The 16,104-nt window shown below is 60.6% G+C and carries 14 protein-coding genes; 7 read left to right on the top strand and 7 right to left on the bottom strand.

What is annotated here, in order from left to right; genetic code table 11:
• Nucleotides 1-16: 16 nt before the first annotated feature.
• A complete protein-coding gene (locus AWB64_RS09555; RefSeq protein ID WP_060818479.1) occupies nucleotides 17-805 on the top strand; it encodes an SDR family NAD(P)-dependent oxidoreductase in 789 nt (262 codons plus the stop codon).
• 35 nt (nucleotides 806-840) lie between these two features.
• Here AWB64_RS09555 and AWB64_RS09550 read toward each other — a convergent pair whose 3' ends face one another.
• Complete coding sequence (locus AWB64_RS09550) at nucleotides 841-1,155, bottom strand: hypothetical protein (RefSeq protein WP_060818478.1); 315 nt, start codon at nucleotides 1,153-1,155, stop codon at nucleotides 841-843.
• A gap of 79 nt (nucleotides 1,156-1,234) precedes the next feature.
• Entirely contained in the window at nucleotides 1,235-1,465 is a 231-nt protein-coding gene (locus tag AWB64_RS09545) for a hypothetical protein (RefSeq protein WP_060818477.1), read from the bottom strand.
• A 210-nt stretch (nucleotides 1,466-1,675) separates the two neighbouring features.
• Between AWB64_RS09545 and AWB64_RS09540 the strand changes: the two genes are divergently transcribed.
• The 3 genes from AWB64_RS09540 (at nucleotide 1,676) to AWB64_RS09530 (ending at nucleotide 3,193) form a co-directional block, all read left to right on the top strand.
• Nucleotides 1,676-1,942 carry a DUF2866 domain-containing protein gene (locus tag AWB64_RS09540; protein ID WP_060818476.1) on the top strand — a complete coding sequence of 89 codons (267 nt, stop codon included), beginning with the start codon at nucleotides 1,676-1,678 and terminating at the stop codon, nucleotides 1,940-1,942.
• 94 nt (nucleotides 1,943-2,036) lie between these two features.
• Nucleotides 2,037-2,459: an MbcA/ParS/Xre antitoxin family protein gene (locus AWB64_RS09535; RefSeq protein WP_060818475.1), complete on the top strand. Its 423-nt coding sequence runs from the start codon at nucleotides 2,037-2,039 to the stop codon at nucleotides 2,457-2,459.
• The gene (locus AWB64_RS09530) at nucleotides 2,456-3,193 is read left to right on the top strand and encodes an RES family NAD+ phosphorylase (RefSeq protein WP_374728611.1); all 738 of its coding nucleotides are present in this window, start codon (nucleotides 2,456-2,458) and stop codon (nucleotides 3,191-3,193) included. The genes AWB64_RS09535 and AWB64_RS09530 overlap by 4 nt, the downstream gene beginning before the upstream one ends.
• A gap of 12 nt (nucleotides 3,194-3,205) precedes the next feature.
• Here AWB64_RS09530 and AWB64_RS09525 read toward each other — a convergent pair whose 3' ends face one another.
• From AWB64_RS09525 to AWB64_RS09505, 5 genes are all read right to left on the bottom strand, one after another.
• Nucleotides 3,206-4,519, bottom strand: coding sequence for a DNA topoisomerase IB (locus tag AWB64_RS09525; protein ID WP_060818474.1), 1,314 nt, complete (start codon nucleotides 4,517-4,519; stop codon nucleotides 3,206-3,208).
• 101 nt (nucleotides 4,520-4,620) lie between these two features.
• Complete coding sequence (locus tag AWB64_RS09520) at nucleotides 4,621-5,358, bottom strand: metallophosphoesterase (protein WP_060818473.1); 738 nt, start codon at nucleotides 5,356-5,358, stop codon at nucleotides 4,621-4,623.
• 169 nt (nucleotides 5,359-5,527) lie between these two features.
• On the bottom strand, nucleotides 5,528-6,931 hold the full coding sequence (locus AWB64_RS09515) for a c-type cytochrome (protein ID WP_075643264.1): 1,404 nt from the start codon (nucleotides 6,929-6,931) through the stop codon (nucleotides 5,528-5,530).
• Between the two features lie 23 nt (nucleotides 6,932-6,954).
• Nucleotides 6,955-8,556, bottom strand: a complete 1,602-nt coding sequence (locus AWB64_RS09510; RefSeq protein WP_060818472.1) for a GMC family oxidoreductase — start codon at nucleotides 8,554-8,556, stop codon at nucleotides 6,955-6,957.
• A gap of 83 nt (nucleotides 8,557-8,639) precedes the next feature.
• Nucleotides 8,640-9,221 (bottom strand): sugar dehydrogenase complex small subunit, encoded by a 582-nt coding sequence (locus AWB64_RS09505; RefSeq protein WP_060818471.1) that lies wholly within the window; start codon nucleotides 9,219-9,221, stop codon nucleotides 8,640-8,642.
• Between the two features lie 256 nt (nucleotides 9,222-9,477).
• Between AWB64_RS09505 and AWB64_RS09500 the strand changes: the two genes are divergently transcribed.
• The 3 genes from AWB64_RS09500 to AWB64_RS09485 all read left to right on the top strand — a co-directional run bounded on the left by AWB64_RS09500 (nucleotide 9,478) and on the right by AWB64_RS09485 (nucleotide 16,020).
• The gene (locus tag AWB64_RS09500) at nucleotides 9,478-10,134 is read left to right on the top strand and encodes a DUF1345 domain-containing protein (RefSeq protein WP_060818470.1); all 657 of its coding nucleotides are present in this window, start codon (nucleotides 9,478-9,480) and stop codon (nucleotides 10,132-10,134) included.
• Between the two features lie 395 nt (nucleotides 10,135-10,529).
• Nucleotides 10,530-12,191 (top strand): glycogen synthase GlgA, encoded by a 1,662-nt coding sequence (glgA, locus tag AWB64_RS09495; RefSeq protein ID WP_060818469.1) that lies wholly within the window; start codon nucleotides 10,530-10,532, stop codon nucleotides 12,189-12,191.
• A gap of 448 nt (nucleotides 12,192-12,639) precedes the next feature.
• A complete protein-coding gene (locus AWB64_RS09485; protein ID WP_063493188.1) occupies nucleotides 12,640-16,020 on the top strand; it encodes a maltotransferase domain-containing protein in 3,381 nt (1,126 codons plus the stop codon).
• Nucleotides 16,021-16,104: the final 84 nt, after the last annotated feature.

Genomic DNA, 16,104 nt, shown 5'->3' with positions numbered 1-16,104 from the left:
CAGGAGTACGGAATTCATGGACCTCCATCTCAAAGGCAAACTCGCGCTTGTCTCGGGATCGACAAAGGGCATTGGCCTCGCGATCGCCACGGGCCTTGCACGCGAAGGCGCGCATGTGATCGTGAACGGGCGCAAGCAGGCGTCTGTGGACGACGCCATAGCCAAGCTTCGCGACGCTGTGCCCGATGCAAACGTCGAAGGTTTTGCCGGCGATCTCGCCGATGCTTCGCAAGTCGAGGCGCTGGTCAAGAAGTATCCGGACGTCGATGTGCTCGTGAACAACCTGGGCATTTTCGATCCCAAGCCGTTCGCGGATATTCCGGACGAAGACTGGCAACGCTTCTTCGATACCAACGTCATGTCCGGCGTGCGCCTTTCGCGCGCGTATTTGCCGAAGATGAAAGCGAAGAACTGGGGCCGTGTGGTGTTCATCAGCAGCGAGAGCGGCATCCAGATTCCCGTGGAAATGATCCACTACGGCGTGACGAAGACGGCGCAACTGGGGTTGTCGCGCGGGCTTGCCGAGGATTGCGCGGGCACCGGCGTTACCGTGAATGCTGTGCTGCCGGGGCCGACGCATTCGGACGGCCTGGACGAGATGGCCGCCAAGGGCATGGGCGACAAGACGTTCGAGGAGTTCGAGAAAGGCTTCTTCGAGACAGAACGGCCGAGTTCGCTGATCAAGCGATTTGCGACGACTGAAGAAGTCGCGAACATGGTCGTGTATGTGTGTTCTGAAGCGTCGTCCGCGACAAACGGCGCGGCATTGCGCGTGGACGGCGGCGTGGTGCGTTCGGCGTTCTGACTTTTTTAGTCACCCGAACCAATCAACCGCCCCAATCACACGCGAAGCACGCGTCCATCCGGCCCGATCAGCGGCGGCAGCTTGGGCAATGAATCAGGCGACTTCGGTGCGGCTTTGGCGCGGCCGGCGCTCGATCCGCCTGCGGAAGGCGCGACCGTCAAGGCCGGCGCAGGCGCTGTGGTTCTGTCGGCGACTTGCTTGACGGCAGGTCCGCTCTTGCGCTTTTTCTTTGCCTGAGCGGACACGACGGGCCGTGTCTTGTTCTTGGTCGCATGCAGTTGCGATTCAGGCGGATTCCAGACTTCGATATAACGCTCGGCAGCCGCCGCGCCTGCAGACCCCAAGCTCATGGAACCTGCCACCAAGGCAAGCGCGACCGTCGAAGAAAGGGCGGATAAAACAGGTCTCACAGCAAACGCTCCAGATAATTCAGTGTCCACCAGCGCGCGAAAGTATAGCGTCGAGCGAGCGCTGCGATGTGTCGAGTTCAAGCAAGGCAATGTCCAGCCGTTGCAGCACCAGCGCAACCGTGTTGCCGCCCGTGCCGAGCTCCGGCTCGACGCGTGTTGCGTCAAACGCCGCCGATACCGCGCGCGTTGCCTGCACATAGCGGGCGAGCGCGGCAGCCTCGGCAGAAGAATGGGATTGAGGACGGTTCATTTCGTGTCCATGCAAAGAGCATCAACCTGTATGAATATACAGTAATGCCGGGCGTGAGAAAAGTATTCGTGCGCTGGGACAAAGTCTGCGCGTAAACCCGCCGCATTTAAGTTGCGCTTAATAGTCCGAAGGCACATTTCAAAACGATAGCTTTCAATTCAGCCAGAAACTGGCCACATTTTCACCGGGGCTTTCACGCGAGGATACGCCATGGCCGCCAGCGCATCGTTTCAGAACATCAAGTCGACGATGAAAACCGAGCACGCATTGCCGTTGCATCAGTGTCGCCTTTCCGAAGCCGTGGAACGGCCTTGGGGCAAGGCTTATCGAATGGTTGAATGGGCGCGTAAAAGCGATCCATGCAGCCAGTTGAGCGTGGTGCCGGCGGAATTCACGACCTCAGAGATCGCAGAAGTGCTTCGCGCCCACATTGCGGGCCGCCGCTACGGTCCGACCGACTCGGACAGCAGCGTCTGATCGTTACGGAAGAACAAGCGAAGCCTCGAATAACGCTTGATTTAGTCCACAAATGGACTAATATACAATTCAAGTTCAAATTGAGACTTCCGCCATGCCTCGCGTTCAACGCGTTCCACGTCCGGCACCCGCGCCGCAGCCTACCCTTGCCGATATGTCCGCAGCCGGGCTGCGCGCGTTTTTCAACATCGCGAACGACTGGACCCTTTCCGCCGATGAGCAGATTGTCCTGCTCGGTTCCCCCGGCCGTTCCACGTTCTTCAAATGGAAATCGGCGCCCGAGACTGCGCGCCTTGGCCGCGATACGCTTGAGCGGCTTTCGTTGATTCTCGGCATCTATAAGGCGCTTCAAATCCTGCTGCCCCAACCCGAAGCTGCCGATGGCTGGATCAAGCGCGCGAATACCGCGCCGCCGTTCGGCGGCCGGCGCGCGCTCGACCGCATGCTTGCGGGCAACGTGAGCGATCTCGTGGCGGTCCGGCAATATCTCGATGCAATGCGAGGCGGCTGGGCGTGAGCGATCTATCCAGTTTGCCAGAGGCCGAAAACGACTGGCGTGCTCGCTGGCCGCACGCTGAACTCGACTGGTCACCGGCGTATCGCGTGATTCCGACGCGTTTTCCGGCCGTCAATCTGTTCGACCGCGTGGCTTCGCCGCAGGATTTCGAGGCGCTTTATGCGCTCGAAGCCATGACCAACGACCGCTTGCGCACCGAAGTGGGCGAACTCGACCTGGTGTCCCTTGATGAACGTCGATTCGGCGCGGGTTATGGCCCGATCATGGCCGCGTTCACGCATTTGAATCCGAACGGCAGCCGCTTTTCCGATGGCAGATACGGCGTGTTCTATTGCGCCCGCGAAAGGCGCACGGCTATAGAAGAAACGCGATATCACTCCGCGCTGTTTCTCGCTCACACGCAACAGGCGCCGCTGCGCCAGCAGATGCGGCTTTACACGGTATCGGCAGAGGGTGAAGTGCTTGATCTGCGCGACGGACGCCTGCAGCAAAGCGCGCTTGATCCGGAGATTCTTTCGCCTTCGGACTACGCCGCCGGCCAGGCGCTCGGACGCGCTGCGCGGGCGGCAGGCGCGCGCGGAATCGCGTATCCATCGGTACGGGACAAGGGTGGCGAATGCCTGGCGGCGTTCCGCACGACGCTGCTGCGCGACTGCCACCATGCCGCGTATCTGGAATACGAATGGAACGGCGAAACCGTCAGCAACGTGTACGAAATGAGCAAGGTCGGCTAGCCTCGAAACCGATCAGCCGATGGCAACCGCCGTCGGCGACCGAACGCGCGCAATTTTCTTGGTCGCCGGGCGCGAGGCTTTCGACGCCACTTTTGGCGACACGGCCTTGACCGCCGCCAGCGCTTCCGCCTTGACGTCCTTGCCGGAATTCTTCAACGCCGCGGCCTTCGCTTTCTGGCTGGACTTGGCAAGCAGCCGCGCCAGGCTCGGGTCCGCGGCACTCGCCTTGCCGCTTCGGGCGCGGGCCGCTTCACGCGCGCGGCGTTTCGCGTCGCGTTCCAGGAAAATGGCGAGCGCGGCTTCATCGGACTTGAGGCCCGAACGGCGCGCCGATGGCAGTTCGTCGGCGAGTTGACCTGCTTCGAATGCCTCGATCACTGCCGGATGCACATAACATTTGCGGCACACCGCCGGCGTATTGCGCAATATCTTCGATACCTCCTTGATCGTCCCCACTACATGCTTGCGCGCCTCCGTGACGGTTTCCCACGCGAGCTTGCGCAGCGCGGCGAGCGCGAATACGCTGCCCGCCCATGTCCTGTAATCCTTCGCCGTGAAATCGGCGCCCGTGATTTCGTGGAGATAGTCGTTGATATCGGAGGAACTGATGGCGTGGCGCTGACCGTCGGCATCGAGATACTGGAAGAGTTCGTGGCCCGGCAAGTCCATGCATCGCTTCACGATCTTTGCAATGCGCGGATCGCTCACCGATACATCGTGTTCAATCCCGCTCTTGCCGCGAAACTGAAAGCGCAGCGTGCCCGATTTGACGCTCAGGTGCTTCTTGCGCAGCGTCGTGAGACCGTAGGATTTGTTGTCCCGCGCGTATTCCTCGCTGCCAATGCGAACCAGCGTGGTGTCCAGCAGCCTGACAACGGTGGCGAGAACCTTGTTGCGCGGCATGCCTTGCAGGTCAAGGTCACGCGCAACGCGGGCGCGCAGCTTCGGCAGGACGGCGCTGAAGGCGAGCATGCGCTCGTACTTGGTGGCGTCGCGCGTTTCGCGCCAGTGCGGATGGTATCGATACTGCTTGCGGCCCCGCGCATCGCGACCGGTCGCTTGCAAGTGTCCGCGTGCGTCCGGGCAGATCCAGACATTCGTGTAGGCAGGCGGAATGGCCAGCGCGTTGATGCGCTTGATATCGGCTTCGTCGGAAAGCTGTTTGCCTTGAGTGTTGAAAAAGACGAACGCGCCATTTTTCCATTCGCGCGTGTAGCCGGCGCGGGAATCATCGACGTAGCGCAAACCCGGCGGCAGATCTTCCGGGCAACCTTTGATGTCGGTGACTGAATCGTTGACTGTTTCGCTGACTGAGGGGGACGGCATGAGTACTGGCCTCGCAAGGAATCCGCCCGTCGGGCAGTTTGGGAGGACACAGCAAGGCTGATGCCGGGTGCGGTTTCGTTACCGCTCTCGCGCATGGAATGCTAACGAAAATCCTCGGCCATCGAACCGGCGCCTTTGGCCCAACCCTGCTTCACCGACCATCTCTGGGCCGTTCCGGCCTCTACGATCGTCAAGCGGCCTTCGTCCGTATACGCCCCGGTATCGATAAAAATCTGCGCCCCGATCTGCTTGATTGCCTTGACCGGCGTATGCCCGCAATAGGTCGGCGACAACCCGCGCTGCATCGAGGGCTTTCCCGTTCCGAGCGCGAGCGACCTTCCCCACAGCAATTGCTGGCGGACATCGTCGGGAAAATACGCGACTTCAAGGTCGGCGTCGCTGCCGAAAAACTCGGCGTGCAACACGTTGAAACGCGACGCGCCATCGCCCACTATGCGCACCAGCGGCACGCTCGCCAGCTTTCCGGCCAAGCGCTGCAACTGTTCGTCGGTCAGGTTGGAGGCCCACGCGCCGCCAATCGAATACCAGACATGGCGCTTCATGCGCCCTTCGGCTACCGCGCACAGCGCATCTTCGTGGTTGCCGAGCACCGGGTAGAACCAGGGCTGATCCAGCAGATCCAGCGCGGCAAGCGAGTCGCTGCCGCGGTCAACCAGATCGCCAACGGAAAAAAGCCGGTCTCGCGAGCCATCGAAACCAATTTCATTGAGCAGGTAACGCAACGCGTCGACGCAACCATGCAGGTCGCCCACCACGAGGTCGCGCCCAAGTTTGTTTGCGGGATGCCAGCAAACGACAGGATAAGTAGCAGCAGTCATAGCCCAATCTTCTTCATGCACGGCGCACAAGCGCGCCCTATCTCGAAACGGAACAGTCTCTCATATTCTGAAACCCGCGCCGACGATACGCAATCGTTGCGCTGCAGCCCGGCAAAAATTGCTGTGCCGCAGCGCACAAACCCGCATTTAATACGCGGATTTATTGAATTCACTGCGGTGTTGCGCGCAATTTGGCGACCTGGTCCGGGCTCGTAGCCGATTGAGGATTACCAAAGGTCTTCGTTACATAATTACTGATGGCGGCAATCTGCTCGTCATTGAGTTGATCGGCGAAGGACGGCATGAAGACATTCGCGGTTTTCGTCTCGCGATTCACGCCGTGCAGCATGACCATGGTCAGGTTGTTCGCCGCCGACGCGCCGACCACGCTGTTATGAATCAGCGATGGATACGCGCCCGCCGCACCGCCGCCACGGCCCTCACCGGTCCAGCTATGGCACGTCGCGCAGTTGGCGATGAACAACTGCGCGCCATTCACGCCGCTCACCTGGGTTCCGCGCATCGCGATCACGTCCTGGCTGGTCGGCTTGCCGAAGGAATCGCGCGGACGTGTGTCCCCGCTGTTTTTGGGCGGCACGGTGCGCAAATAGGCGACCATGGAACGCAGGTCCTCCGGCGTCATGTATTGCGTACTGTTCTGGATGACATCGGCCATGGGACCGGCTGCATTCGCGCGGCCATGCACCGCGCCGGTGGCGAGATATTGCGTGAGTTCGGCGTCGCTCCAGTTGCCCACGCCCGCATTCTTGTCCGGCGTGAGGTTGTATGCATGCCAGCCCGACAGCTCCGCGCCGCTGAATCGTTCGCTGGTCTTGAGGCCCTGCGTCAAATTACGCGGCGTGTGGCATTCCTCGCAATGCGCCAGACCCTCGACCAGATAAGCCCCGCGATTCCACTCGGCGCTGTTCTTGGTATCCGGCACAAAACGGCCTTCCTTGAAATTGAACATGTTCCAGAACACCATCAGCCAGCGCTGGTTGAACGGGAACGACATCTGGTTGCGCGGCGGCGTGTAATGGATCGGCTCGAGCGTGTTGAGGTAGGCGCGGATCGCCAGTACGTCGCCGTCGGTGACCAGGGTGTAATCCGCGTATGGAAACGCTGGGTACAAGCGCTCGCCGCCCTTGCCGATACCCTCGTGCATCGCGCGCAGGAAATCGCCGTCAGTCCATCTGCCAATGCCGGTATCGGGATCGCTCGTGATGTTGGGCGTGTAGATGGTCCCGAACGGCGTGCTGATAGGCAGGCCGCCAGCGAAGGGACGGGCTTTGTCGGCGGTATGGCACGCAATGCAATCGCCCGCGCGCGCGAGATATTCGCCGCGCTTGATCAGGGCGGCGCCGGCCTGATCGTCGCTGGCTTTTGCCGCAGTTGCGGCCGTCGTTCTGGCCGTTTCGGCACCGTTTTTTGCCCCGGCGGCCGTTTGTGCCTGCGCGGGTTGTACCAGCGCGTGGACGCTCGCAGCGCCTACTATGGCAAGTGCTAGCACGGCGAGCGCGCCGCGAAGGCGTGTTCTGAATCTGCGCGCGTCGCGGTGTTCGTGGTTCTTCATCGTGGCTCTCCGTCGGCGCGCAATCAAAGTTCTTTCTTCAGTTTGTCGGCGAGACGCAGCGACAACGCGGACAGCGTCAGCGTGCAATTCACCGATGCCGCCGTCGGCATCACCGCACTGCCTGCCACAAAAAGATTGGGGTGGTCATGCGTGCGGCATTCGGTATCGACTACGGAATCCTTCGGGTCGGCGCCCATGATGGCCGTGCCCATGATGTGATTGTTCGGGGCGAATTTATCGTCGAAGGTAATCTCCGTGCCGCCGAACAACTCCGCGATGCGCGCGTAATGCGTGCGTGTGTCCGCGGCGCTTTTCTTCACGTAGTCGTTGATGGAGTAATAGATCTCGGGCTGCGGAATGCCGAGCGAATCCTTGTGGTCGGACGAAGGCAGCACGCGGTTGCGGGGTTCGGCCAGATGCTCGTGGAAACTGTTGATGTTCATGGTGCGCGCGGCGCGGTCGCGAATCTGGCGATCGAGTTCGGCGCCGCTCAATCCCTTAGCAATCAGGTCGGCGGTGATCGCCATGGTCGCCACGCCGTTCGATAAATGCAGCTTCTTCGCTGCATACTCGGAGCGAAAGGCGCCATCGCGAAAATTGACGATGGACGTCATTTCCATCGGCCCGCGTCCGGGCCATACGGTTTCGTTGGCAAGGAACGTCACGCCGGTGCCGGGATGATCCATCAGGTTGCGGCCGACCTGATCCGAACTATTGCCAATCCCGCTTTTGAACCTGTCCGATACCGACTGCAACATCAGCTTCGGTGTCTCGATGCCGTTCGCCGCCAGCACGAACAACTTGCCCGTGACGCGCGTGCTGTTGCCGTTCGGATCTTTATAGTGGACAGCGGTGATCAGGCCTTTGTCGTCGGCTTCGATCTTGTAAACCACTGCTTGCGGGATCAGCCTGGCGCCCGCGCGTTCGGCCTTCTCGGCATGCGTGACGCCGTTATACATGGCCGCAATCGGGCAGATGGGCATGCAATTGTTATTGCCGCAACACGTCGGGCGCGAATCGTAAGGGCGGCTGTTGCGCGCAACGGGTTCCGGCACGACATGGAACGAATCGGCGTTGAGGACATCGGAGAAACGCTGGTCCATGTAGGAAAGCGGCAGCATGTCCATGGGATACGGTTTCGAGCGCGGCGAACCGAGATCGACATTGCTGCCCGGACCCGATACACCCAGTTGCACTTCCGCCGCCTGATACCACGGCTCGAGCGTCTCGTACGAAATCGGCCAGTCGCGGCCCACGCCGTAAAGCGTCCTGATCTTGAAATCGGCGGGAAGCAAACGCCACGCGGCCGCCGCCCAGTGCCATGTCGTGCCGCCCACGAGCCGCAGGTATTGCGACGCGTACGGGTACTCGCCCTTCTGAATCAAGTACTTGTTCTCGGGCGAATACTGCGGATGCGGCGCGTAAGGCGTGGAAGGATACGGCGTTGCGAAATCCGATTTCGCGGGCGAGTTGCGGAAGTTCTCGACGATCTGCCAGCGCGCAATGCGCGGCCCGGCTTCGAGCAGGATCACGGATGCGCCCGCGCTCGCGAGCTGATGGGCGAGCAAGCCGCCCGCGACACCGGATCCGACGACCACGACATCGGCCGAATTCGAATTTGCCATGTGTATTGTCCTGTGAGGTACTGCTTATAGGCTTCGGTCGCGCATTCAGATGGCGCGCCGGCTTGATTCTTCCAGGCTCGGGGTCAGGCGGCCTTGGGTGCGCCAACGGCCGGCGGTTTCTGCGTCCAGTAAAACGGCACATCGCGGCAATATGACGGGATGGTCAGCACGTCGCTCACAGGGTCGAACATCAACGCACGTTCATACGCGACCACGCTCACGCGCGGCGCATCGCCGACGAGCCCGAGATACCACGCGCGCAATGTCGCCGTGACCGTGCTGGCGAGTTTGGGCGTGTCCATCTTGAGTGCTTGCGTGACCGTATCCGACGGCACGCCGCCATGCGCCTCGAGCCACTGGTTGAGCGCGCTCACGTTCGCGACGAACTCGCTGTCCGCTTTCGATAACGCGTCATAGACCCGCTGCGCCACTGCTAGATCGAACGTCGTGCGGCCGGTGAGTTTGCGCGAGAGCAGAAGAAAGCCTTCGAGGCCGGCCGGTGGGGTATCGGCGAAAGCCTGCGTGAAGAAGGACGGAAATCCCATGCCCGCCGACGTGAACGCGAGCGCGGCCGCCGACGCGCATGCGCCGAGCACGAAGCGCCTGCGCGCAGCCGAATGCCCAACCGAACCGGCGGCAGTCAAGGAATGCTGAAGCTTTGTCATTGGTTAGAAGTCTCGATTCGCGTTTTGCAGAAGGCGAAGATCGACACGGTCTGTAGGACACGGGTTGTCGATATCTTTGGAAATGGTTGGCTAAAGCCCGCGTGAAGGAGCGCGCACGTGACAACTGCGAGTTGCACTGAAAGCCCATTGGAATTTGAAAGCTGCGCGCGCAATAATCGCGGCGCAACAGCTTAAGCAGCGTTATGGTTACTGACACCCCGACTGCCAGGACCGCTATTACCAGGCCACGATAAAAATGAATCTCATGCTTCCCAACGTAGTTCGATATCGCCCGAGGGCAGTCATTGCTCTGGTCATTGGTGCCGTTGTCGCAATTTTGGTTCCTCATGAATTACGTCTGCTCGTGCGTGGCCTGATTGGATGGGATACCGCAGTATGGCTTTATCTCGTGCTGATCTGGATTCAGATGTGGAGAGCGCATCAGGACGAAGTGCAAAAGCTCGCCGCGCGCGAGGATGAAAATGCCGGCATGGTATTGCTGATTGTCAGTCTTGCCGCCATGGCGAGCATTGTCGCGATTGTCGCGGAGCTGGCCGCCGCCAAGAACATGGGATTTCGCAGCGCCTTCCCCAACTACCTGCTGACTGGCATCACAATGTTCGGCGCATGGTTCCTGATCCCGACCATGTTCACTCTTCATTACGCCCGTCATTACTATCAGTCGCAGGAAGAGACCTCACTGAAATTCCCCGACGCTCACCTCAAGCCCGGCTATTGGGATTTCCTTTATTTCTCGTTCACCATCGCGGTGGCGTCGCAGACTTCGGATGTGGTGCTGCGTTCCACGGAAGTCAGGCGAACCGCATTGGCGCAATCGGTGTTGTCGTTTTTCTTTAATGCGGCTGTGCTCGGTTTGTGCGTCAATACCGCCGCGGGATTATTAGGTTCTTAGAGCATCAAGCAATAATTGCTGTAAGCGGATAATTCCGGTCTTATTTTCCGGAGCAAATAAAGCTGACGAATACGATGTTTCGTACATCGAATGTACAACGGTAGTTTCATATAACCATTCTCAAAACCGCCGTGTAAAAACGCCTTCTTCTACGAGTGCTTTTTTACACGACGTCAAAAGTCTGTCTTCTTCCGAGCGTAACGTCGTGCTTCAAGTGTGGCGTGGCTATCGCTTTCCCGCAGTTTCGCCAAAAAGTATGCTGCATGGCACAACGCTTGCTCTAAACAAATCCGCATCCCCTCTTCCCCCGATAAAAGCACCGGACGCGTGCGCCGCCTATCAATTGGCTGAGCGCCACCCATCGCTTTTCATCTTTCAAACGCCAGGAGTCAGCTTTGTCTTTGAACGTATTGCTTGTCGCTTCCGAGGCCGTGCCGCTTGCCAAAACTGGCGGCCTGGGTGACATGGTCAGCGCATACGCCGCGGCGTTGCGTGAAGCGGGAGTCGATGCCGCAATACTTCTGCCGGCGTATCCGAACGCATTGGCGATGGTCGAGGGATTGCAGAAGGTGGCTTTGATGACGGGCCTTCCGGGCGGTGATGGCGCGCTGTATCGCGGCCGCATGCCGGATACGGGCGTACCTGTGATCCTGCTGCGCATGGATCATTTATATGCGCGCGACGGGCTTTATCAGGATTCAAAGGGACGCGACTACGAAGACAACGCGATCCGGTTCGCATCGCTTTCAGCGGCCGCCGTTCGCCTGGCCGAAGGCGTTCGCGGTTTTAAAAAGCCGGACATCGTGCATGCGCATGACTGGCATTCCGGCCTCACGCCGCTTTTAATGAAGCATGCGGGCGTGCACGCAAAAAGCGTTTTCACGATCCACAATCTGGCGTTCCAGGGCAACTATTCGCTCTCGCTTGGTGCAGCGCTCGGCGTGCCGGCGGAGTGGCTTGTTCCGGCATTGACGGAACCAAAGAGCATCGAATTTTATGGCGCGTTGAGTCTGATGAAAGCGGGCATTGTCCACGCCGATCATGTCGCGACCGTCAGCGAAACTTACGCACGTGAAATCCTCACGCCGCGTTTCGGGCACCTGATGGAAGGCGTGCTGCAATGCTACGCGGACAAACTCTCGGGAATCATCAACGGGATCGACGTTAGCGCGTGGGATCCAATGACCGACTCGCAGATCGCACGCAATTATTGTTTCGACGACATGCGCGGCAAGCACGCCTGCAAACGCGAACTGCAACAAATGTTTGGCCTTCCGGTGGACCCGTTCGCGCCGGTGATTGCGATAGGCAGCCGGATGACATCGCAGAAAATGGCCGATGTCGCCATCGACGCCATTCCCGCGCTGCTCGAACAGCATCCGCGTTTGCAGATCGCGGTGATCGGCAAAGGCGAAGCGCATATTGAAACGGCGTTTCAGCGGCTGGCGCAAACCTGGCCGGATCGCATTGGCGTGCATATTGGTTACGACGAACGCCGTGCGCATGTGCTGCATTCGGGCGCCGATATCCTGTTGCACGGCAGCCGTTTCGAACCCTGCGGTCTGACCCAGATCTATGCAATGCGTTATGGCACCTTGCCGGTGGCATCGCGCGTGGGCGGACTGGCGGACACCATCGTGGATGCGGCCGAAGCCTCGGCGCTGCAAGAAGGTTTTCAGTCTTCGCCGGTTGAAAGCCTGGGCAGCTTCGAGGGCGCAACGTCGTCGCGGCCGGCGACCGGTTTTCTCTTCGATGGCGAGCAGACCCACGACATGGTTGCCGCCGTCACGCGCGCCATTCATGCGTTCGTGCGCCCGCAGCAATGGCGCACGCTCCAGCGCAATGCGATGGCCCGCGACTACGGCTGGAGCCATGCCGTAGCCAAATACATCCACCTCTACGCGGGTCTCACCGACGCGCGTCCGGCCAAGGCGCCGCTGCGTACGCGCCGCGTGCCGGTTCACGCGCCAGCAGTATCCGGCATCGCCGCAATGGCAGCGCCCGCCGCCGATCGCCGTACGGCGGAGCAGGCGCAATTCGTCGCGCGCAGCGCCTGAACGCGGTCACTTCGCGCCGTTCAATGGTACGGTTATGACGTTGGCAGTTCGCCACGCTGATTCAAGCGCGGCGAACTGCTGTCGTCCCGACAGAGATTGAAGTCGACCTGACAGGCGCGCCAGCCATGTTCCATCGGTGCGTCGTTCAAACTCGCCGGGCCATGACACCGAAGTCGAACTCAAAACGCAAAAAGGCGCGGCACGCTACGTGCTGTAATTCACTGGCGACCCTGGCGCCGCACCGAACGCTCGTATCGTGCATGACAGGTTCATGAAGATACGTACCGCACGCGTCACCCCGGAACTGGTGCTTTGAAGACTGTCTGAGGCCCGTCTGCCGTAACCGTTCTTGCGGTTGGTTTATCGCCTGGTTGAGCGCGATCGCGTTTTCCCGCATCCACGCCATAGCAGGACGAACTGGAAAAGACGACCGATGGAACACCATCAAATGCTTCAAGCGTATGCGCCACGAATCTATTTCATCGACCCGCTTCTTGTCGGACCATTGTCAGCGTGGCCCGCGCAATTCGAACACGCCGCGGCACTGGGCTTCGATCACATCCTGATCGGCGCGCCCTTTCTGCCGGGCAAGAACGGTCACCGGCAAGCCGTGGCCGATCATCACAAGCTGCATCCCGCTTTCGAATCCGGTCTGTCCGCCAGCGAAGGACTGCGTCTGCTCGCCGACCAGGCTTCGCAACATGGACTCACCCTGCTTGTGGACATCAACCTCGACCGCGTCAGCGCCGAAGGCGGCCTGTTCCAGGACAACCGGCACTGGTTTCATCCGTTCGAGGCGGCGGAAGCGCGGCTCGATCCACGTACCGCACCGCATGAAGAAAGTGTCGCGCACGCGAATTTCGCCGATGGCGAAGCGGCACATGCGCTCACCGAATGGTGGGCGCGTGAATTGATGCTGATTGCCGACGCCGGGATTGGCGGCTTTCGCTTCGAAGCGCCGCACAAGGTGCCGGCGCATGTGTGGCGGCGTCTGGGCGCGGCCGTGCGCGAACGTCATCCGCAAACGAAATGGCTTGCGTGGACGGTCGGCATCAGCCGTCACGATCTGGCGGGTCTCGCCGATGCCGGTTTCGACTCGGTGTTTTCATCGGCGAGATGGTGGGACTTTCAGAGCAACTGGCTCTTCGATGAACACGCGGCGTTGTTCCGCATCGCGCCGCCGATTGCGTTCCCTGAAGAACCGTATGGCACGCGACTGCTTCATGACCTGCCGGACACGAGCGATTCGTCGCTGGTGGAGCGCGCTTACCGGCGCGCGTTATACACGGCTGCCGGCATGGGCACCGGCGTGCTCGTGCCCATGGGATTTGAATACGGCGTCACGCAGCCGCTCGCGTACAACCACGGCAGCGCGGAAGAATTCAAGCGTGCGAGAGACGGCGCGCGCTTCAACGTGTCGGCGGAAGTGGCGCACGCGAACGCGCTGCAACGCAATTCGGCGGCGCTCGCGAGCACTGGGGAACTGCGCACGCTGACCGGTCCCGGCACGCCCTACGCGGCAATCCTGCGCGGCAGCGGCCCGGATTTGCGCACGGCGAGCGAAGCCGCGCTGATCGTCATCAACGCCGATCTCACCACGCCGGTTTATATCGATACACGTCATTTGCTGGATGGCGCGCCGGGCAACTTCACGCGTTTTCGCGAGATCGATGAAGACACGTCGGGCACGCCGCTACCGTTGAAACCTTTCCTGCTGCAGCCGGGCGAAGTCCGCTTGCTGCGCGGCGCGTCCGAGGCGCCTATTCTGCTTGCGCAACCGCAAGTCAAGCGAGGCGCGAAATCCGCCGATAAAAAATCGGTCAACGAAGCGCTGCTGGCGCCGCGAGTGATGATCGAAAGCGTGACGCCGTCGGTCGATCACGGGCGCTTTCCGGCAAAGCGGATCGTGGGTGAAGCGGTGGAAATCACGGCTGCAATCTTCGCGGAAGGCCATGACAAGATCGCCGCCGCCGTGCAATGGCGCGCCGCCGACGAAACCGACTGGCACGAAGCGAAGATGGTTCCGGTGATTCCGCTTGGCAACGACTTGTGGACGACCCGCATTCCGCTCGACCGGCTTGGCCGTCATGAATTCACAGTGATCGCGTGGCGCGACGACTTTGCGTCGCTGATCGATCACATGCAGAAGAAGCTCAAGGCGGAGCAAACCGTCGAGCTGGAACTCGAAGAATTGCGGCATTTGTTTGCGTTGATCCTCGCCGAAGTGAAGACCACGGAAGGTTCGCAAACGGAGCCGCTGGAAGGCATCGTCAAGCAGTTTGCGAAAGCCGACGCCGAAACGCGCCTTGCGATTGCCTTGGCGCCGGAAACAGCGCAGGCAATTGAAGCGGCGCGGCACAGGCCGTTTCTCTCGCGCGATCCGGTGACGTACCGGATCGACGCCGAGCGCGCCGCCGCCCGCTTCGCAAGCTGGTACGAGATTTTCCCGCGTTCCATGAGCGACGACGAGAACCGTCACGGCACGTTTATCGATGTGATCGGCAAGATGCCGCGTATCCGCGAGATGGGTTTCGACGTGCTGTACTTCCCGCCGATCAACCCCATTGGCATTGCGAACCGCAAGGGCAAGAACAATACGCTCACCGCGCAGCCCGGCGACGTTGGCAGCCCGTATGCCATCGGCGGCAAGGAAGGCGGGCATGACGCGGTGCATCCGGAACTCGGCAATCTCGACGACTTCAAGCGCATGCTCGAAGCCGCGCGAGCGCACGGGCTGGAAATCGCGCTCGACTTCGCGGTGCAATGTTCCCCGGATCACCCGTGGCTCAAGGAACATCCGACCTGGTTTGCGTGGCGTCCAGACGGCACCTTGCGATACGCCGAGAATCCGCCGAAGAAATATCAGGACATCGTGAATCCGGACTTCTACGCGAAGGACGCAAAGCCCGACTTGTGGCTTTCATTGCGCGACGTGTTCCTGTTCTGGATCGCGGCGGGCGTAAAGATTTTCCGCGTCGATAACCCGCATACCAAACCCATGCCGTTTTGGGAATGGGTAATTGGCGACGTGCGCGCGCGTCATCCCGATGTGATGTTCCTGGCCGAAGCGTTCACCCGGCCGCGCGTGATGAACCGTCTCGCCAAGCTCGGTTTCTCGCAGTCGTACACGTACTTTACGTGGCGGGAGTCGAAACGCGATTTCATCGAATACATGCATGACCTGACGCAGACCGACGCGAAGGATTTCTTCCGTCCGAACTTCTTCGTCAATACGCCCGACATCAACCCGCGTTTCCTCCAGCGTTCGGGACGCGCCGGGTTTGTGATTCGCGCGGCGCTTGCCGCCACGCTTTCGGGTCTGTGGGGCGTGTACAGCGGTTTCGAGCTTTGCGAAGCCGCCGCATTGCCCAACAGCGAGGAATATCTCGATTCCGAGAAGTATCAGATCCGCGCGTGGGACTGGAACCGGCCGGGAAATATCGTCGGCGAAATTACGGCGCTCAACCGCATCAGGAAGGCGAATCCGGCGCTGCATTCGCATCTCGGCGTCAACTTCCTGCCGGCCCACAACGAAAACATTCTCTTTTTCGAGAAAGCCAACGCCGCGCGCGACAACGTGGTGCTGGTCGCCATCAACCTCGATCCGTTCAATGAGCAAGGTGCGGACGTGGAATTGCCGTGGCAGACGCTCAACGACTGGGGCGTCCAGGAGTGGGACGCGCTTGCCGTGGAAGATCAGTTGACGGGCGAACGTCTCGAATGGCGCGGCAGACGGCAGCACATCCGGCTCGACCCCAACACGCGGCCGTTCGCGATCTGGAGAATCGCGCCGCCGTGGGGCTTGCCTCGCCGGGAGACAGCGGTCTGAAAGCCCAAGGTCCGGCGCGTCCCTTGAAAGACGCGCGGGCCATCATCACGAAGGCATCGGCCGACGTGGCACAGAACAACTCAC

The organism is Caballeronia sordidicola (genome assembly GCF_001544455.2).
Classification (GTDB): domain Bacteria; phylum Pseudomonadota; class Gammaproteobacteria; order Burkholderiales; family Burkholderiaceae; genus Caballeronia; species Caballeronia sordidicola.
Note: the sequence above shows the minus strand (reverse complement) of the source record. Positions and strands in the feature narration are given on the sequence as shown.